Origin of the sequence: Paenibacillus mesophilus (assembly GCF_005938385.1) — a bacterium.
Classification (GTDB): domain Bacteria; phylum Bacillota; class Bacilli; order Paenibacillales; family NBRC-103111; genus Paenibacillus_AB; species Paenibacillus_AB mesophilus.
The window spans coordinates 360,518-379,200 of record NZ_VCRA01000004.1 but is presented as its reverse complement, the minus strand read 5'-3'; the positions used below and the strand labels follow the sequence as shown (position 1 = coordinate 379,200).

Here is an 18,683-nt window from a genome sequence, read left to right as displayed (position 1 = left end):
TAAATAAAGGTCTTTTCTCCTACGCGGTGATTTCTAGGCTATATTAAAGAGCGGTCGTATGATATGATACGAATCATGACATACCGAGATTGAAGGGGGTGCCGCTATGGTACGACCTACCCGGCAACTATTGACCGAACGTGTCCGGCTGCTGTTGGACGTGCTTAGGAACCAAATAAGGGAAGGAACGCTGCAGCATGGCGAATATTTGCCTTCCGAGGTGGCACTCGGGAAGGAGTTCCGGTTAAGCAAGGAATCGGTGAGACGGGCTCTCGACGAGCTGGTGGCGGAAGGGCTCGTCCGCAAAATCCGGCGGGTAGGGAACCAAGTCATCGCTGAGGGAAGTACGGTCGGGCAACAGTCCGGGTCCGACGTATCGTCGACAGCTCCGGGCGGAGATTCGTCAGGCAAGGGAGGGACGAGAGTCGTAGCCGTACCTGGCGAAACGGGGATTACGATCAGGCTGGCCTATTATCCGAAGATGGACGAAGAAGCGCTCTTGCCGTCGCTCGTGGCCGAATACGAACGGGAGCATCCCGGTATCCGCGTGCAGCTGCTGCCTTGCTCTTTTCCGCACGAATATGCCGAGCATGGTATGGCCGATGTGTTCACGGTGAGCGCTTGGGATGCACTCAAACTGAAGGGGCATGATCCGAATCTGAAGCTGATGGGACAGCCTCCGCTCGGAGAAACGGTTCATCCGATGCTAGCGAAGCCGTTTCTGGACAGCACGGGCCGTGCGGCAGCGGCTCCGTTCGTATATTCGCCCGTTATGCTTTGCTACAACCGGGACCATTTTCAAGCTTGCAGTCTGGAGGAGCCGCATGACGGCTGGACGTGGTACACGCTGCTGAAAAATGCCCGCGTGCTGGCGCGCAGCCTCGACGTATGGGGGTTTGCCGTACATATCCAATCCCTCAACCGCTGGCCTGTCTTTCTGCTGCAGAACGGGTTCCGCTTTCGGCTTGCGGACGATGCCCGGGCTTCCGAGGACCCGGCTTTGTGGGAAAGCCTTCGCGTGGCTCGCGACCTGATCCACCAGCAGCGCCGGTCCCATCACTTGCTGACGGAGAACGACGCCGATATCGAGCGGTGGTTCAAGGAAGGCAAAGCTTCGATGATTATGACGACGTATTACGGCATGAACCGGCTGCGCGATGCGGGTATCCGGTACGGGGTTGCGGCTTTGCCGGCGCTGCGTACGTCCGACACCCTGCTGCTCGTCACCGGACTAGCCGTCAACCGGTCCACCCGGCATCCGGAAGCGTCGCTCGAGCTGATTTGTTATTTATGCGGCGAGAAAGCGCAGAGCCGCATTCGACGTCATACGGTTACCCTTCCGGTTCATCCGGGCGCCGCATCGCTGCGTGACGGGCTTGAGGGAAACCGGCCGGAAGGGGAAGAGGCGTTCGCGGCATGCTGGCCCCGCTGCCGGCTGTACGACGACTTGAATCTTGGCGCGGGGGTGCTGGTAGCGATCCGCGAAGAGCTGAAAGGGTATTGGTCCCGTCTGGAGGATGAGGCGGAAGCGAGCGAACGGCTGGAGCAGCTGTTCTTGAAACAATGATGTTTAGTTCGGGGGGCGCCCCCGAAAGTACCTGGAATCGGCTTCGAAGGCATGGTCCACTTTGGGGGTATTTTAGTCGGGGGCTCCCCCAAAAGTACTTGGAATAAGCTTCGGAGGCCTGCTCCACTTTTGGGGGCCATGACAAATCGGAATGGAGTGTGTGGCGTTGAGCGAGCTGAAGGATAGAATCCGGCGGATGACGCTGAGGGAACAGGTCGGGCAGTTGTTTACATTTTACAATACGGGACTGGTGTTTTCGGATTTTGCCAAGCGGATGATCGCGGATTACAAGGCGGGAGGCATGTTCCTCGATATGGGGAGCCTCGACCGTCCCGCGCAGGTGCATCGGTTGACTTCGGCTATGCAGCAAGCATCCATGACCGAAGGCAGCGGAATCCCTCTGTTCATATCGGCCGATTTCGTGGCCGGCGCGGGCTGCAAGCTGAAGAGCGGAGGGGCCGTTCATTTTCCGAAGAACAAAGCGGTGGGGGCGGCCGGGGACGAAGCGCTTGCCTACGAATCGGGGCGGGTGACGGCGGAAGAGTCGCTGGCCATGGGCGTTAATTTCAACTACAGCCCGGTCGTCGATATTAACAACAATCCGCTCAATCCGGTTATCGGCACGCATTCGTTCGGCGAAGACCGGGACCAAGTGGCGGCGATGGGCTGTGCGGTCATACGCGGGTACCAGGAGCATGGGATGATCGCGACGGCCAAACATTTTCCCGGTCATGGAGACACCCAAGTGGACTCGCACTTCGACCTGCCCGTTCTGCCGTTCGACCGGACCCGGCTCGACAGCTTCGAGCTTGTCCCGTTCCGCAAGTCGATCGAAGCCGGCGTGGATGCCGTTATGGTCGGACATATCGCGGTACCCGCGCTCGATGCGTCGGGGCTGCCGGCGTCGCTGTCCTACAAGATGACAACCGGCCTGCTGCGCGAGGAGCTTGGCTTCGGCGGGCTCATCGTTACCGATGGCCTGTCGATGAAAGGAGTCACCTCGAAATTTACCCAGGCCGAAGCGTGCGTGCTCGCTCTGCAGGCCGGGGCGGATATTTTGCTCGCCCATGCCCGGAATGTAGAGGAGGCGGGTCCGATGGTAGAAGCGGTACTGACCGCCGTTCGCCGCGGCGAGCTGTCGGAGGAGCGGATTAAGCAGTCGGTCGAACGGATATTGAACATGAAGGCGAAATACGGACTGCTTCCCGAAACGTTCCGGCTCCGCGACTACGACGGCGAGAAGCTGAACAAGCCCGAATCGGAATCGGTCAGTATTCGGCTTGCCCGCAAAGCGGCGCTCGCCGTAAACGGGTTCAAGCCGTTGAAGCGGACCGAAGCGACGGAGCGGTGGACGCTCGTATGGGACAAGCAGGTGGAGCGGTTCGCGGAGCTCGTCCGGCTGACCGGTACGCTGAAAGGGGAGAGGAGGCTGGAGGCGTACGCGGACGTCAAGCCGCTGCTCGGCGAAGGTACGCTAGCAGGACCGGTTATCGTGGCGCTGACGCATAACAAGCGGATGGACGCGGACGTGCTGCAGGCGTTGAACCAATATGCGGCCGAGCATCCGGGGGATGTCGTCCTGGTGCACTTTGGCTCCTCCTACGATTTGGAGCATGTGCCGGCCGTTCCGGCGCTGCTGCTGTACGATAGCGCGCCTTCCTTGCAGCAGTCCGCGGCCGAGGCTTTATTCGGCTCCTAAGCGGCAACTGCGGGCGGTGAGCGAAGCGAGCACATCGCTTTAGCGGAACATGGCCGTGAAAATTCACTGCGTTAATGATTTGCCGACCGGATTTGCCAAAATGCAAAAGCGCATCTTGTTTACCCGTTTTCTCCGAATTTCGCCCGTTTGCATGCAAAAGTGCAGGTAGATCGCCGTCTAAACGATTTATAGCGCTAATCGTTAGGGATCTAAATGCACTTACGCATTTACCATACGAGTATTCAAAGAAAGGGCCGTATATACCCGCTGGATGGCGAGGTACGTACGGCTCCTTCATCATTAATACAAGATGAAAAACTGGATGTCGTGGCCGAGCTGCTTCAAGTAGCTGAACAGCTGCGAGCGGTGATGGTACACGTGCGTAGTCGTCTCGATCAGCCACTTGACTTGTGCGGCGGGCGCTTCGGCGTAGAACGCCTTGGTTTCCTTGTGCAAAAACTCGTCGTCGCCAAGCGACTCGAAGTAAGCTTTCATTTCCCCGAACAGCCGCTCCATCTCGGCCGCTAGCTGCATCGGATCGCGTACCCCGCTTACCGCGGCTTCGACCTTTTGGACGTCGTCCATTCCTTTTTCCTGCATGATGACAAGATCGCTTCCCGGAATCGTCACGAGATGATGGACGACCTCGAGCAGCGTGCGCATATTGTCGCGCGGCCGGTAATCCCATTGCTCCGGCTTGACGAGCTCCAGCATGCGGCGCGTCGTGGCCACGCCGTGCTCCAGCTCGTGCAGCAAATGATCGCGGATGGCGGATACTTGAGACATGTGCAACACACTCGCTTTCGTTACGAAATTTACAGCTTCAGCTTTTTCATTAGGAAGCTTCCTCATTATGCGGACTGTTAATCAGTATATTCGTTCCCGGCGCGTTCGTATTGAATATTTCGGACATGTCCGCGCATCGCGCGCAAGGCTTCCTCCGGCGGCTGCCCGTACAGCGACTTGAAATCGCGGATGAAATGCGCTTGATCCGCGTAACCGAACTTGAGCGCTCTGTCGGCCCAATCGGTACGGCTGTCGGGGCGGCGCTTCATGTCCGCGAGTATCTTCTGAAACCGGACGATACGACCGAACGTTTTCGGCCCGATGCCTGTCCATTTCATAAACAGCCGGTGAAGGTGCCGTTCGCTGACAGCCCCTCGAACGGATAGCTCGGAGACCGGCATCGCTCCACCGAAACGGAGCAGGTCGAAGAGGGCGCTGCCGAAGCCCGGGTCCGTATCCAGCGGCTGCCGCTGACTGGCGGCGGTTAATATGCAGCGCTCGGCGACCATCGTCTGTTCTTCGAACGAGGAGCAGTTGGGTAGTCGTTCCGCAAGCTCGAATGCCGGAGCGCCCGGGATGTCTTCCAGCGGCAGAAGCCGATCGGTAAATTCCGCGGATGGAATCCGCAGCAGACGATATAGACCGCCCGGAAAGAAACGGATGCCGAAATAGCGTATCCGCTCGAGCGGCGGCAAAGCGTCGAAAGGCGTCTCGAACGCGCCGCACAACGAGCTGCGAACGATGCGACCGTCCGGAAGCCACTGGAACAGCATATCCATGCAGCCGTCCGGAACGACTCTGTGACCTGTACCCAAGTCTACGCCCGGTTGTTGGTCCATTCCCCAGAAGCAGGCGATGTACGGAGCGAGTGATGGAGAGGGCGGCGTCTCCCGGTAGGAGGCCGCGGCCCTGCCGGCGTCCGATGGCTGCGCCGGTCGATATAGCCGGTGAAGCTCCGGCATCGGCACACCTCCTTGGTCATCGGGAAGAGGGCTACGCCCGCAGCGTTTCCTTGCGGGCCTTCCCGTAGCATTTGCGGCATACCGGCAAATAGCTCTCATTGCCGCCGATCATGATCTGCTCGCCCTCGAAGACGGGGATTCCGTCCTTGCAGCGCATGTTCATCGTCGCTTTGCGCTGGCAATGCCAGCAAACCGTCTTCACTTCTTCGATTTTGTCCGCGAGAGCCATCAAATGGTAGCTGCCTTCGAACAGCTTTCCTTGGAAATCCGCCCTTAAGCCGTAGGCGATAACCGGAATGTTCAGCTCGTCCACGATGTCGCACAGCGCTTTGACTTGAGTTTCGTTCAAAAATTGCGCTTCGTCGACCAAAATGCAGTCCGGACGTTCCCGTTCCGCCATTTTGAACATGTCGAGCTTTGCGGTTACGACAACCGCTTCCTTCCGGATTCCGATCCGTGAAGTAATAGCGCCTACACCATACCTGTCGTCGATAGCAGGAGTGAACAGCAGCACCTGTTTGCCTTGCTCTTCGTAGTTGTGGGCGGTCCGAAGCACTTCGATTGATTTGCCGCTGTTCATCGCTCCGTACCGGAAATACAGTTTGGCCAAGATGTCCCGAATCCTCTCTGTCGTGTAATCGTCTATACCAGCATAGCGGAAATCGGCACCGATGGGTAGTGGGAATAAGCCCGCCCTTTAGGGACGCGCATCCAGAATGCGAAGCCGGAACGAGTTGACGGCCGCTTCGCCCAGCTCTTCCAGAAGACCGTAGTTCGCCCATGCGCCTACAATAGCTCCGATACCCGGCACGAGCTGAAGCATTTTGCGGAAGTCGATGGAGTCCCGGTATTCCTGCTGCAGCTTCTCCCAATCGATCGTTTGCAGCGACTGCTCCCCGGCAGGGTATTGCAGGGAGACGGAGTCCCAGCTTCGAATCGTACGATATATACCGGTCTTATGGTCACGGCCGGAGAATGCGAGCTGAAATACGTAGAGCAGGAATAGACGCTCCCGGTAATCGCGCGTGGAGTAGCCGTACAGATGGGCCAGCTCGAACAAGCATTTCATCTTGATCGCGATTAGCGCGGGGAAGTCGACGAGACCGAGGACGATTCCTCCGGCCCCTGTTCCCGCTCCTTCGGCGGCGGCGATTTTTTTGTATGTGTTGACGAGCTCAGCCGCTTTGTCGTCCCGCTCCTGCAAAGTAAGCCCGGCTTGAGGAAGTCCTTTCGGAACATAATCGAGTGAGAAAAGTACGGTATGAAAGATGCCTTTTACGGTAGAAGTGATGGCCGTATGGACCTTCGCGGGGATTTTCTCGTTTATTTTGGTTTGTACGGTTTTGGACGTCCGTTCGAGCAGCCCCGGCGGCTTCAGCAGCCGGCGCTCCCATTCGGCGAGCCGCGCGCGGACCGTATCTTCGTAGGAGATTTTGGACATGTTATGCCTCGCTTTCGTGACAGTTACGATCGTACCGAGAATTCACTATCTATCATATCCCATACGCAGCGCAAACGGATCGGTCGCGGCATAATCGGCGAAAGGCGGTGGTAAAAAAAGGTATTGACAATTTACGGCAGGCGGATGAAACTATTATTATAGTTTTGAATCCGACAAGGGGGAAGAGGCGTTGCACTCCCATTTACTGACGAATGAAGAGCTAAGCCTGCTGCTTTCTCCCAAGCAAACGAACGGGCCGGAAGAGACCCCCGCAGCCGAAGGGCTCCCGGACAAGACGAAGGAACTGGAAAACCGCGTAGAACGTTTGGAAGCGGCATTGGCCCAGGCGATGAAGCGAATCGTCTATCTGGAGGATCAATTATCGGTCAGGCAATCGGCAGCGGCGCTGGCCGTGCCGGAGCCGCAGGAGGCGTGGAAGGAAGCGGCCGAATCGGGTCCGGCCGAAGCGCCGGATGCAGCCGGACAGGGCGTTATAGTGGCGCCGGGAACGCTGTCGCGTATGGAGACGTACAAGCGGAAGAAAAAATCGCTGTTCGGAAAATAAAGCTCAACCGGCTTGCCCGGTTGAGCTTCTTTTATTGTTTCGTTTCTATGCTTGTCGAGAAAGTTTAGAAGAGAGATCTGGGGTACAAAAAGAGGTGGGGGAGATGTGCGTAAAGCGGAGCGTCTGACTTTAAAATCGAGTTGTACCCGATATAAATTCCAAAAAAACAACTCGATTTTAACGGAAGTGGAGCGCATTCCCCCACCTCTTGCCTCTGGCGCTTCCTCTCTTTGCAGGCTTTCTCGACAGTTTCTCAATTCCCCGATAATTTCGTCTGTATTTCTTTGTTGGCCGCTTCCTCGGCCTCGCGCAGCGCCGTGTTCACGTCTTTTGTTTTGAGAGATACGGCATTGAAGGCGGTAGTCAGATGCTTGGCGCCGATCGACACGAAGGCGGAAGGAGCGGCGGGCGAAGCGAACTTTTTGGGCAGGAAGCTGTTGAAGTTTTTCGTCTTCAAATAAGGGATGTCCTGGCCGAACTCCTTCATCGCGTCGCGGTTTTTGAGTGCCGGGAACAGGCCGTTCCGGGCCAAATGGCGCTGGAATTCGTCCGAGGTCAAATAGGCGACGACTTCGAAGGCCGCTTCTTTCTTTTTGCTCATTTTCGTTATATAGAAGTAAGTCGGATACGGCTGCGGTCCGATGCCCGGTTTGTCTTTCCATTCCGGGAACGAGACGACGTCCCAGTTCAAATTTTCTTTGAACCTTGCCGGACCGAGCGCCGCCAGCCCGAGGTACAGGGCGATCGACTTCTCTTTATCGAATTTGTCGACCTGGACGGAATAGCTTACCGTCTTGCTGTCCACTTCGTTGCCGGGCAGATGGTAGAAGCGCGTCCACATGTCGAACAGCTTCTTGAATTCGTCGGTCGTGAACGTCACCTTGTTCTGCTTGTCCGTATAAGGAATCGATAATTGATTGACGAGCATATTGTGCGACATCGAGAGCGTGAAGCCTTGATATTTCTGCGTGCCGTCGGTGCGGGCCATCTTCCGGGCGAGATCGTACATATCGTCCCAAGTCATGCCGTCCTTCGGATAGGCGACCCCGAATTTGTCGAACAGATCTTTGTTATAGAACGTCGTAATCGTATTGTTGAAGACCGGCAATCCGTAAATGCCGCCATTCGCGAGCAATCGCTGGATATCGACCGCGGTCGGCTCCAGTCGGCCGATATCGTACTTGTTGGTCTTGATCAGCTCCGAAATATCATACTGCAATTGAACGTCGGTGAGAAAGTTCGTCTGGCCGCTCGACAAATAGACGATGTCCAGCGTTTCCCCGGAAGTGATCAGCTTCTCCATCGAAGTGCCTGTAACGCGGGGGATGAATCTCGGCGTAACGTGAGGGAACTTCTCTTTGATCTTTTTGCCGAACATCTTCATAAAGCCGTCCGCGTCAAAATCTCCCGATTCCGAGTAAAACGTAAGCTCGACCGGCTCTTTGCTCTTCTCGGCCGCTTTGCCGCCACCGTCCGCCGTACCCGCGGCGCTTCCCGGGCCATTCCCCGAGCAAGCGGTTACAACTGCGGCAATCATGCCGAGCGCAAGCAGGCTTTTCATGCTCTTTCCCGCCGCAGCCCTGCTGTTTGCGCGTACTCCGCCCCTTTTTTTCACCATTCCGTTACCTCCCGTCATTTGAGTGCATCTCGGACTATGGTCGCGTAAGCGCTTCATAAATACTCCAACAAAGCATCCGTACAATCCGAGATTATCATAATCGACCGTAGGAAAGTTGCGATCTGTTATGGTAAAATGTCAGTAAATTACTCACGTGTCCATAGGGGGAACTATGTTGATCTTCGAACATTGCTCTTATTTGGAACGCAGCCCGATCACGCTCGGCATGTATCAGGACCCCAAACACTTCAAGCAACGGTTTCATTTCCATCCCGGCATCGAAATTATTTTCGTTCATCAAGGCGTTGGACGGCTGATCGTCGAGCAGTCCATACACGACATCAAGCCGGGTGCGCTGCTCTTCATCAAGCCCTATCAGCCTCATTTTCTGCAAATGGACATCAGTGCCGATCAGAAGTATGTCCGGTCGCTAATCAAATACGATCCGAACTATTTCTCCGAATACTTGAAAGCGTTTCCTACCTTGTATCAATTCCATCATCAGCTATGCAACGATTCGGCCGGTGCACAGGTGCTCCATGTCACCCAATTTCAACATCTGGAAAAGTTTCTGCTCGAAAATTACGAGCGTCTGGAGCGGCATCCTATGCGCAACCGAATGGAAGACTACGCGTTATATTTGATTTCTTTGCTCCGATACTTGCGGCCATTATGGAAGACGGATACGGCGTCCAAGCCCGCCATGCTGGAATCGGTCCCCGCCGTGGCGCAGATGATGGTATGGATCAACGAGAATTATGACAAAGAATTTCAACTGGAGGCGTTGGCTCAGGCGGTGCACTTGTCGCCGAACCATATTTCGCAGCTGTTCCGCAAAGCGACGGGGAAGACGATAACGGAGTTTTTGACGGACCGGAGGATGAAGCAGGCGTGCATTTTGTTAAAGACGACGGGGCGCTCCGTCCAGGAGATCGGGGAGAAGTCCGGATGGCCGAACTTCAACTACTTCTGCCATATTTTCAAGAAAAGAATGGGCATGACTCCGAAGCAGTACCGCTATCATTAGCGCAAAAAAAGCTCAACCGGCATCTCCTCGCGGAGCTTCCGATTGAGCTTCTTGTTGTTTCTTCAGATGCTGTAAGTGCCGATGTCCAAGTTGTCCATAATTTGCTCGCGCAATTTGACGAACTCCGCGCTGTTCCGGTTGCGGGGTCTCGGCATGTCCGTCTGGACTTTAGTAATAAACCTTCCCGGACGCGGACTCATGACATAAATCGTATCGGCCAAATAGACCGCTTCGTCGATGTCGTGGGTGATGAGCAGCACCGTCTTGCCGGAGCCTCTCCACAGCTTGATCAGCTCGTTCTGCATCGTAAGCCGCGTAATCGCATCGAGCGCGCCGTACGGTTCGTCGAGCAGCAGTACTTCGGGATTCATGACGAGCGCGCGGGCGATCGAGGCACGCTGCTTCATGCCGCCGGACAATTGGGCCGGGAAATATTTCTGGAAGCCGCTCAGCCCGACCTTCTCCAGCACTTCGTCGACGCGTTCGCGGCGCTCCTTGACCGATACGCCCGCAAGCTCCAGTCCGAAGCCGACGTTGTCCTCCACGGTACGCCATGGGTACAAGGCGTGTTCCTGGAAAATTAGGACGCGCTGCGGGTCGGGCTTGCCGATCGGCTGGCCATTGGCGAGTACGCGGCCTTCGGTAGCCGTTTCCAAGCCCGCGATCATTCGGAGCACCGTGCTTTTGCCGCAACCGGACGGGCCGACGATGGCGGCGAATTCGCCCTTCTCGATCGTGAAATCGATATCGGACAGCACCTCGAGCTGACCGAATCGCTTCGTTACATGTTCGATCCGGATTGTCTGCATTATTGGTCGCCTCCCATTACATACCGGTAACGAAGCAATCTGCGCTTCAGCTTTTCCAGCACGAAGTGGTCGAGCACGGCCGCTATCGTGCCGATCACCATAATGCTCAGCATAACGCCGCCCATATCGGCGACTTCGCTTCGCCAGTTGGAGTAATAGCCGAGTCCGGAAGTAGCGCCGCCGACCATTTCAGCCGCGATCAGCGACCGCCAGGCGTTGCCGAAAGCGACCTGCGCGCCGGTGATGAACGCCGGGAACGACTCCGGGGCGAATACTTTGGTCAGCTGCTGACGTTTCGAAGCGCCGAACACCCGGGCCAGCTCCAGATGCGTTTTGTTGACGCCTTCGGTGGCGTTCAGCATGGACAGCGCCATCGGGAAGAAGCTGGCGATCGTGATGACGGTAATAATCGTTGCGTTGCCGAAGCCGAGCAGGATCACAAAGAAGGGTACCCACGTAATCGGCGGAATCGATTGCAAAATCGAGATCAGGCTGCGCAAATAGACCGCGAAGCTGCGGGAGACGCCCGCCAGCAGGCCGAGCACGGCACCGAGCGCGCACGCGATCGGATAGCCGAGGGCAAGCCGGAACAAGCTGTCTTTCACTCCGCTCATGAAGTCGGCGTCCGAGAAGCTGCGAATCAGCCGTTCGAACACTTCCGGTACGCCGGGAAGCAGGAAAGGTTTGTTCAAAATCCACGAATAAACTTGCCATAAGGCAAGAAGGCTGCCTATCGCAGCTAGATAAGGCAGCACCTTGCGTATGGATCGGTTTATCGATTTCGCGGACCGGTTCGGTTTATCGGTTGTCGAGTTCACCGGGCTTTCTCCTTACTTGTTATGTCTTATTTTTTGGCTTGCTGCTGCTTCTGCCAAGTCAGATCGAGAATGTCTTCCACCTTGACCGGTTTGTCGAGCGCCTTTTGGGCTATCATAATATCAGCGATTTCCTGCATCCGTTTAATTTGGTCGGGAGTGATTTCCCAGTTGAACGTCTGCGATTGAATCGATTCCTTGATGACGGTCGTCGCTTTCACTTCGCCGTTTTGCGTTTTGAACGATTCGCCTTCGATGAAGCGCTTCGTGATGAATTCGGCCGATTTTTGCGGATCTTTCTGCAGCATGTCGATCGCTTCTTTCTGTGCATCGAGCATCCGGTTCACCGCATCGCGGTCTTTCTTCAGCACGTCGTCGGACGTAATAACGACCATGCAAGGGAACGGCCATACTTTGCCGATTTCGTATATTTGCGTAACCGGGGAAGTGAGCTGAGCCATCCGCGAGTAAGGCTCGAAGACGAAGGCCGCGTCGACGGCGCCGCCGGCGAGCGACTGAATCGCTTGAGCGGGCTCGGCATAGACCATCTGCAAATCTTTATTGGTCAGCTTCGCTTGCGCCAGTGTAACGCCGTTCAAAACGATATCGGCGGTGCTGCCTTGCTTTTGCGAGGCAAGCTTCTTGCCTTTCAAGTCTTCAACCGTTTTGATCCCGCTGTCATTGCGGACAAGGATGCTGTGGAAACCTAGCTGAGCGCCGCCCACTACTTTCAGTCCCGCACCCTTGGAAGCCCAAGTGACCGCGTTCGTAAATCCGAGTACGCCCGCATCGACTTGGTTGCCGACCATTGCCTTGATCAAGTCCGTGCCGCTTTCGAACGGCTGCATTTTAACGTTAAGCCCGTGCTTCTCGTACAGCTTGGCATCGAAGGCAAGCATCGCTTGCGCGTCGTCCATAACGTTCAAGTAGCCTACGGTGAGCGACTTGACTTCTTTCTTTGGCTCGGCCGCTTGACCGCCGGCGCCTTGCGTTTGATTGCCCGTGCTTCCCTTGGCGCCGCCGCATGCGGTTACGATAAACATCATGGCTGCGATCGCCATAATCGCCCACAATCGGGCGGTTTTCCTATTGTTGTTCCGTTGAACCGTCATATCCGTTTTCCCCCTACGCCTTTCAATTCCTAGTATTTTAATAGGTTTTATTATAGAAATAACGGGCGGCTTCGTCAAGAACATTTTGAAAAAAAAGAATCGGGTTTTCGACGGGCTTCGACCGGAAACACGCCGTCGTATTTGAAACCGGACCTGTTTTACCGATATAATGGAAATCAATGACGAATAACAATACTTTTGCCAAACGAACAAGAGGAGATGGAACATTATGTTGAGCCCGGCTTTGTTGGACAAGCTGAACGATCAGATGAACTACGAATTTTATTCCTCCCAAGTTTACTTGGCGATGGCGGCTTATTGCTCGGCGGAAAGCTTCGACGGATTTGCCAACTTTTTCATCGTGCAGGCGGAGGAAGAGAAGTTCCACGCGATGAAAATTTTCCATTTTATCAATACGCTCGGCAAACGCGCCGTTGTCAGCGGCATGAAAGATCCGTCCAACGAATACGGCTCGCTGCTCGACGCTTTCGAGCAGGCTTATGAGCATGAGCAGACCGTAACGAAACGAATTTACGATTTGTCCGACGTGGCATGGAACGAGCGGGAGCATGCGACCATCAACTTCCTGAAATGGTTCATCGACGAGCAGGTGGAGGAAGAATCGACCTTCGACAGCATCATTCAGAAGCTGCGCCGGATCGACAACGACAGCAACGCGTTCTATATGCTCGACGCCGAGCTGGCCAAGCGTACGTTCACGCCGGAAGCGTAACATCCGCTTTTTGCGCCAAAATAAGGAAGGCTTCGCCCGTCGAGAGCGAAGCCTTCTTTCTTTTTTTGCCGTTTACCGCTGCGTTTCCCACCAGGTCAAATAGGAATAAGGATCGACCGTTTTCCAAGGCGAAACGTTCGTCTTATAGATGCCGAAGTGCAGATGGGTATCGAACATGCCTTCCGTTCCTTCCGGGCCGTATCCGGTGCTGCCGACGTAGCCGATCAATTGCCCTTTCTTCACGGTACCGCCTTTCTTGATGCCTTGGGCGTAACCGGATAGATGCGCGTAATAGAAAGCGGTCGAATCGTCGACCTTCACGGTCAGCCGCCATCCGCCGTATTGGTTCCAGCCGTAATTGATGATCGTGCCGTCCAGGACGCTGTAGACGGGAACGCCTTTGTCCGCGAAAATATCGACGCCTTCATGCGCCCTGATTTCCTCGCCGTTCGGCGACCAGGTGCGGGATTCCGCATAATTATTCGTATAAGGCTTATAAGTACCCGGCTTGAGAGGGAACGTACCGTATGGGTTGTTCGACGGTTTCGCCGGAATATGGAGCCTATCGCCTACATTCAATAAGTCCGGGTTCGAAATTTGCGGGTTCGCGTTAATTAATGTAAGAGTAGAAATACCGAATTTGTCGGCTATTTTCCAGAACGTATCGTTCGGTTGAACGGTATAAGTATTCGGATCGTCGGGGAGCTGAATGATTTGTCCCGGATATATCATCTCGGAGACGGACGGGTTAAGCTTCATCAACTGCTGGACGGTAATACTGTTAGCGGTTGCAATCTTCCACAAGGTATCCCCTTGCTTGATCGTATAGGGGGCAGCGTATGCCGCCGGGCTGAGAAGCGATAGCCCTAGCAGTGCGCCGGACAAAAGACTGATGCATTTTTTCACGATGCTGTTCACTCCTTATAGACAGATAACTCCATCTTATAGGAATGTCAGCCTCTTTTTTAGTAGTAAGTATTGGCAGTTGACGCCGGATCAGCCGAGCGATACGGTCGGCTCGAGCACGGTAAGCGTGTTTTGGAACGTGTTCAGGTTGACCCTTGCGCCGATCGGGACGGCCGCTTTGAACCTGCCGTGGGCGGTCGCGAGCCCCGTCATCAATGGCTTGCCAATCGGTACAAGCACATCCCGGATAACCTCCCGGTAAGTTACGCCGTAGGCGGAAGGGCAGTTGGTGCATTCCCCCATGACGATGCCGAGGCAATCGTTCAGCTTCCCGGCCAGCTTCAGCCGGTTCAGCATCCGGTATACTTTATTGATCGGTTCGTGGGTTTCCTCGAGCACGAGTATGCGGCCGCGCGTCGGAATATCGTACGGAGTGCCGAGCACGTCGGTAAAGGAGGTCAGATTGCCGCCGACAAGCGGTCCGGTCACATTCCCGGGAACGAGACTGGTCAACGGCATGCCCGGAGGGTTCTCGATAACTCTTGGCGAAGTGACGGTCGAGGTGGCGGTAAAAAATTGATTGTAGTCGTAGGCGGGCGTCCGGTTGTTGAAATTGAGCAGCATCAGACTCTGAAAGCCGATCAGGTCGGCATACTGATACAGCGCGTTCAGAAGAACCGTTACATCGCTGTAGCCCGACAATATTTTCGGATTATGGGCGATAACGGCAAAATCGAGATAAGGCAAAATACCGGCTACGCCGACCCCGCCCCGTGTCGGCATAATCATCCGGACGTTCGGATTGCGGAACATATTCATTAAATCTTCCGCCCGTTCCCGGTCGCTTCCGGCCAGAAAACCGGTCGAATCGTAAGCATGACGGCCGACCACAACTTTAAACCCCATATTTTGCAGCGTCACGATCCCTGCATCGATCGTCTGCTCAGCGAGCGGAGAACCGAGCGTCACCACGCCTATCGTATCGCCTGGCCTCAATATCGGCGGCCTTACTGCCATGGCCGAATCCCCCAATGCGTTCGATTGTCATTTTAATACGATATGCCGCGTGTACGAAATATTAGAACTTTCCCTAGGAATGGAACTTTAAGAGCGATGCGGTGTCTATTTGGGTAGAGGTGAATTCAGGGTGAGCCATGACTATTTGCACGTCGCGGCAAGCGGCGATCCGGAAGCGCTGCTGAACGACCTGATGCGAACGTACGGAGATGACGTATGGAAATACGCTTGCTTCCTGACCAGGCGCAAAGATGCGGCGGACGACATCGCGCAGGACGTATTCTGGAAAGCGTACCGTCATCTTCCGTCCTTTCGGGGGGAATGCTCGGTCAAGACGTGGCTGCTTCGCATTACGCGCCGGACTGCGCTCAATTATTTGCGCTCCGCGTTCGTCCGCAAGGTGACGCTGGCCGGCTTGTTTACCCCGGGAGGCTCGCACCGCTCGGCGGAGCTCGAGGCGATGGACCGTCAGGCGGAGCGGGACGTGTGGGACGTCGTGCTCGGGCTTCCCGCCAAATACCGCGAGGTGATCGTGCTGGATGCACATTACGAGCTGTCTTATCAGGAAATGGCTGTCCTGCTGGGCGTATCGGAGGGGACGGTCAAATCCCGGCTTCACCGGGCGAGGGCGAAAGTCGAACGGACATTGAAGGAGGTTGGGGACGCGTGACGGAGGCGGGACGAGGCCGGAAGCCGGATTGGTATGCGGATTTGAAACGATCGCCTTACCCGGAGGGCGGCATGAGCGAGAAGATGAAGCGGCATGTAACCGAACGTCTCAACGCCGGAGGTGCGGTGAGGCGCGGGAGAAAGGGGTTGTCGGCGGGAGCGGCCGTCTCGCTGGCCGGTATACTGCTCCTGCTGGCGATCGCTTGGAGCATGGATTGGCCGGACATGTACGGGGTGGGGAACCGTTCCGCACGAGGAGGCGATTCCTTGACAGACACGAGCGATATCGAAAAAAGAAATGGGAATGAAAGGAATATACGAAACCTTTACACGGAACATAACGTCAAAATAATGGAGGCGTTTCCGGGAGGCGACTATGTCGCTGGAACGCCTGCAGGCTGCATGTGGATGCTGTATGCTCCGTTCGAGCAGCTGAAGGACCGCAATATCCGGATAGAGGGGGTGCATAGGGAAACAGGTTACAAGCTGACCGAGCTTGCGGAGACGAAGATATCCGCTGCCGGAACCGCCTATAAGCAAAATGCCGGGCCCGGCGTCTCTGCCGTCGAGATGACCCGCATCGCGACCCGGTTTGCCGTGCCGCTGGATGGAGTATGGTCGTTCATCGTTTATGTGGACGGGGAGCGTTATGCCGACGTTGTATTCGACGTTGCCGACGCTCCTTGGGAAGTCAGCCCGACGTTCAAGAGCGGCGCGTATGACCTGAGGGGCGTGAAGGACCGGCTCGGCTTTATCGACCCCGGCTTTATTGCCGGAAAGCCGAACAAGTACATGTGGCATTTCTGGGGCAGGGCGGAGGAACTGAACGGCGAGCTGAAGATCGATGCCGTACGCCGGGGCTCGAACCGGGTCGAGAGCGTCTTTGAAGCCGCCCGGCTCGGTGCGGCTCTGAACGGGGCGGATGCAGCGATCCCCACGTCGATGACGCTGCCTGACCCCGGAATGTGGCGGCTGATGGCGTTCGTCGACGGCAAGCTGCTGGGCAGCGTAGTGGTGGATGTGAAGGCGGCCGCTTCCCGCTGAGCGGCAATTTAGAGAGACTTTATTCCACCGCTCGCCGTCTTTATTTTATTTCGCCGACGATAATGAAGTATAATGGACCCCGTAATATTCTTTCAGAGTGAGATTTTTTGGGGGACTGCATTCGGGCATTCGGGGCTTCCCCCGAAAGTACTCGGACTGAGCTTCTGAGCTGAACTTCACTTTTGGGGGATCGGAATTGGGGGACTAGTATGGAATCGTTGACGGAAGTATTGCGGGAGGCTATCGCGGCAGGCACTTGGACGCAGGCGGTGCTCAGCCAACCGAGGAAAGGCGGCGGGGCGACGGCGGACAAGGTAAAGATCAAGCCGGTGCTGCTGAAGAACGGGCTGCACTATCAATTCGCCCACTATACCGGGACGAAAGTGCTGCATGAGAATGTGGCGCCAGAACAAACAGCCGCCCGGGCGGAGGAGCTGCTGCACGCGCAATACAAGCAGGGGCTGCTGCAGACGAGCGAAGCCGACTATCACATCCTGTTCAACAAGAAGGACGAAGCGGCCGTGCTGAAGAAAAAAGCGACGAAGACAAGCGTCGAGCTCGCCCATAACCGGAAGAAGCGGTACGTGCTCGAGGAAGGGACGCCGGTTCCGTTTCTGATCGAGCTCGGCGTGATGAACGGGCAAGGCAAAGTGCTTGCGGCCAAGTACGACAAGTTTCGGCAAATCAACCGGTTTCTGGAGATGATCGACGACGTCGTTCCCCATCTGCCGGGCGGCCGGACGGTTCGGATTGTCGATTTCGGCTGCGGGAAATCGTATTTGACGTTCGCGCTGTACCACTACTTGAGAGAAGTCCGCAAGCTTGATTTGCAAGTGGTCGGCCTCGACCTAAAGGAAGACGTCATCCGCCATTGCAACGATTTGGCCGAGAGGCTGGGGTACGATCGGCTGCGCTTTCTCGTAGGCGACATAAGCCGGTATGACGGGATGGATGCGGTGGACATGGTCGTGACGCTGCATGCGTGCGATACCGCTACGGACGCCGCTATCGAGAAGGCGGTGCGTTGGGGCGCGGGCGTCATTCTGTCGGTGCCCTGCTGCCAGCACGAGCTGTTCGGCCAAATCCGCAATGAGGCGATGTCGCCCTTGCTCAAGCACGGCATTCTAAAGGAGCGCTTCGCCTCGCTTGTCACCGACGCGGCACGGGCGCAGCTGCTGGAACTGCTCGGCTACAAGACGCAGGTGCTGGAATTTATCGACATGGAGCATACGCCGAAAAATTTGCTTATCCGCGCCGTGAAGGAACCGGGCAAGGGGCGGCCGGACGGCGGGAAGGAACAGGCGTCAGTGTCCCGGGATCCGTTATCCGTCGAAGCGGCGGCGTATCGCGGATTCACTGGAATGCTGGGAATATCCCCGTATTTGGAACGGGCGCTCGCAGACAAGCTTGCTCCGCAGTTAACCGTACCGACAAGTGAAAACGAACTCTAAAGAAGAATAGATAAAGCTCTCTAAAGAGCTACCGGCGGTAAAGCCGCCGATCGGAGGAACTGTGGGTTCCGCTCTAATAAAAAGTAAACGCAGGAGGGTCATAGAGTGGAAATGAGACCTGTGAACGGCAAGGAAAATCGGAAAACGGGCAAGAGCTTGACCCGTCTTTTTCAACCGCTGTTGATTGCGGCCTGTTTGTTTTTGTGGCTCGTCTTGACGCCTATGGGCCAGCTCATTCATACGGTCGTCTGGTGGAAGACGCTGTCCCCGCAAGAAGCCAACACGTACTTCGCGCTGTTCTCGATCGCGGCAGCGCTCGTGACTTTGCTGCTGAACCGCAAGCCGAAAGCCGAAGGCTGAAGGCTGAAGGAAAGGCCGCACCGATCCAATGCATCGGACTAAAGAAACTCCCGTACCGGCTGTGCCAGCGCGTGCAGCCGCCACGGGAGTTTCTTTTTTGTT

At 55.9% G+C, this 18,683-nt stretch carries 19 protein-coding genes; 9 read left to right on the top strand and 10 right to left on the bottom strand.

All coding sequences use genetic code 11. The features are described 5' to 3' along the window. Positions 1 to 106: 106 nt before the first annotated feature. Positions 107 to 1,567, top strand: a complete 1,461-nt coding sequence (locus FE783_RS09340) for an extracellular solute-binding protein (protein WP_138879068.1) — start codon at positions 107 to 109, stop codon at positions 1,565 to 1,567. 166 nt (positions 1,568 to 1,733) lie between these two features. Next, positions 1,734 to 3,266 carry a glycoside hydrolase family 3 protein gene (locus FE783_RS09335; protein WP_158301693.1) on the top strand — a complete coding sequence of 511 codons (1,533 nt, stop codon included), beginning with the start codon at positions 1,734 to 1,736 and terminating at the stop codon, positions 3,264 to 3,266. A 300-nt stretch (positions 3,267 to 3,566) separates the two neighbouring features. On the opposite strand, the gene FE783_RS09330 is transcribed toward FE783_RS09335, so the two are convergent. From FE783_RS09330 to FE783_RS09315, 4 genes are all read right to left on the bottom strand, one after another. Beyond that, entirely contained in the window at positions 3,567 to 4,052 is a 486-nt protein-coding gene (locus tag FE783_RS09330) for a DinB family protein (RefSeq protein WP_138879066.1), read from the bottom strand. Between the two features lie 77 nt (positions 4,053 to 4,129). Further along, positions 4,130 to 5,014, bottom strand: coding sequence for a helix-turn-helix domain-containing protein (locus FE783_RS09325; protein ID WP_158301692.1), 885 nt, complete (start codon positions 5,012 to 5,014; stop codon positions 4,130 to 4,132). A 31-nt stretch (positions 5,015 to 5,045) separates the two neighbouring features. Then, positions 5,046 to 5,624 (bottom strand): thymidine kinase, encoded by a 579-nt coding sequence (locus tag FE783_RS09320; RefSeq protein ID WP_138879064.1) that lies wholly within the window; start codon positions 5,622 to 5,624, stop codon positions 5,046 to 5,048. A gap of 87 nt (positions 5,625 to 5,711) precedes the next feature. Next, complete coding sequence (locus FE783_RS09315) at positions 5,712 to 6,455, bottom strand: EcsC family protein (protein WP_138879063.1); 744 nt, start codon at positions 6,453 to 6,455, stop codon at positions 5,712 to 5,714. Between the two features lie 190 nt (positions 6,456 to 6,645). Here FE783_RS09315 and FE783_RS09310 point away from each other — a divergent pair, with 190 nt between their 5' ends. Beyond that, positions 6,646 to 7,020 (top strand): hypothetical protein, encoded by a 375-nt coding sequence (locus FE783_RS09310; protein ID WP_138879062.1) that lies wholly within the window; start codon positions 6,646 to 6,648, stop codon positions 7,018 to 7,020. Positions 7,021 to 7,273: 253 nt separating this feature from the next. Here FE783_RS09310 and FE783_RS09305 read toward each other — a convergent pair whose 3' ends face one another. Beyond that, positions 7,274 to 8,638 (bottom strand): ABC transporter substrate-binding protein, encoded by a 1,365-nt coding sequence (locus FE783_RS09305; RefSeq protein WP_158301691.1) that lies wholly within the window; start codon positions 8,636 to 8,638, stop codon positions 7,274 to 7,276. Between the two features lie 172 nt (positions 8,639 to 8,810). Between FE783_RS09305 and FE783_RS09300 the strand changes: the two genes are divergently transcribed. Then, entirely contained in the window at positions 8,811 to 9,665 is an 855-nt protein-coding gene (locus FE783_RS09300; RefSeq protein WP_138879060.1) for a helix-turn-helix transcriptional regulator, read from the top strand. 62 nt (positions 9,666 to 9,727) lie between these two features. Here FE783_RS09300 and FE783_RS09295 read toward each other — a convergent pair whose 3' ends face one another. Genes FE783_RS09295 through FE783_RS09285 form a run of 3 tightly spaced genes read right to left on the bottom strand, consistent with a single transcriptional unit; the run spans position 9,728 to position 12,401 of the window. Next, a complete protein-coding gene (locus FE783_RS09295) occupies positions 9,728 to 10,474 on the bottom strand; it encodes an ABC transporter ATP-binding protein (protein ID WP_138879059.1) in 747 nt (248 codons plus the stop codon). Beyond that, positions 10,474 to 11,292: an ABC transporter permease gene (locus FE783_RS09290; protein WP_202916161.1), complete on the bottom strand. Its 819-nt coding sequence runs from the start codon at positions 11,290 to 11,292 to the stop codon at positions 10,474 to 10,476. The genes FE783_RS09295 and FE783_RS09290 overlap by 1 nt, the downstream gene beginning before the upstream one ends. 26 nt (positions 11,293 to 11,318) lie before the next feature. Continuing rightward, positions 11,319 to 12,401 carry an ABC transporter substrate-binding protein gene (locus FE783_RS09285; RefSeq protein WP_238402954.1) on the bottom strand — a complete coding sequence of 361 codons (1,083 nt, stop codon included), beginning with the start codon at positions 12,399 to 12,401 and terminating at the stop codon, positions 11,319 to 11,321. A gap of 229 nt (positions 12,402 to 12,630) precedes the next feature. On the opposite strand from FE783_RS09285, the gene FE783_RS09280 reads away from it, so the two are divergent. Next, complete coding sequence (locus FE783_RS09280; protein WP_138879058.1) at positions 12,631 to 13,134, top strand: ferritin; 504 nt, start codon at positions 12,631 to 12,633, stop codon at positions 13,132 to 13,134. Between the two features lie 72 nt (positions 13,135 to 13,206). Here FE783_RS09280 and FE783_RS38655 read toward each other — a convergent pair whose 3' ends face one another. Next, positions 13,207 to 14,040 (bottom strand): M23 family metallopeptidase, encoded by an 834-nt coding sequence (locus FE783_RS38655; protein WP_158301690.1) that lies wholly within the window; start codon positions 14,038 to 14,040, stop codon positions 13,207 to 13,209. Between the two features lie 90 nt (positions 14,041 to 14,130). Next, complete coding sequence (locus FE783_RS09270; RefSeq protein ID WP_138879056.1) at positions 14,131 to 15,057, bottom strand: S66 peptidase family protein; 927 nt, start codon at positions 15,055 to 15,057, stop codon at positions 14,131 to 14,133. Positions 15,058 to 15,187: 130 nt separating this feature from the next. Between FE783_RS09270 and FE783_RS09265 the strand changes: the two genes are divergently transcribed. From FE783_RS09265 to FE783_RS09250, 4 genes are all read left to right on the top strand, one after another. Next, a complete protein-coding gene (locus FE783_RS09265) occupies positions 15,188 to 15,727 on the top strand; it encodes an RNA polymerase sigma factor (RefSeq protein ID WP_420799722.1) in 540 nt (179 codons plus the stop codon). Next, entirely contained in the window at positions 15,724 to 16,770 is a 1,047-nt protein-coding gene (locus FE783_RS09260) for a DUF4871 domain-containing protein (RefSeq protein ID WP_138879055.1), read from the top strand. Before FE783_RS09265 ends, FE783_RS09260 begins: the two co-directional genes overlap by 4 nt. Before the next feature lie 209 nt (positions 16,771 to 16,979). Beyond that, the gene (locus tag FE783_RS09255; protein WP_138879054.1) at positions 16,980 to 18,221 is read left to right on the top strand and encodes a class I SAM-dependent methyltransferase; all 1,242 of its coding nucleotides are present in this window, start codon (positions 16,980 to 16,982) and stop codon (positions 18,219 to 18,221) included. Between the two features lie 105 nt (positions 18,222 to 18,326). Beyond that, complete coding sequence (locus FE783_RS09250; RefSeq protein WP_138879053.1) at positions 18,327 to 18,581, top strand: hypothetical protein; 255 nt, start codon at positions 18,327 to 18,329, stop codon at positions 18,579 to 18,581. Positions 18,582 to 18,683 lie beyond the last annotated feature (102 nt).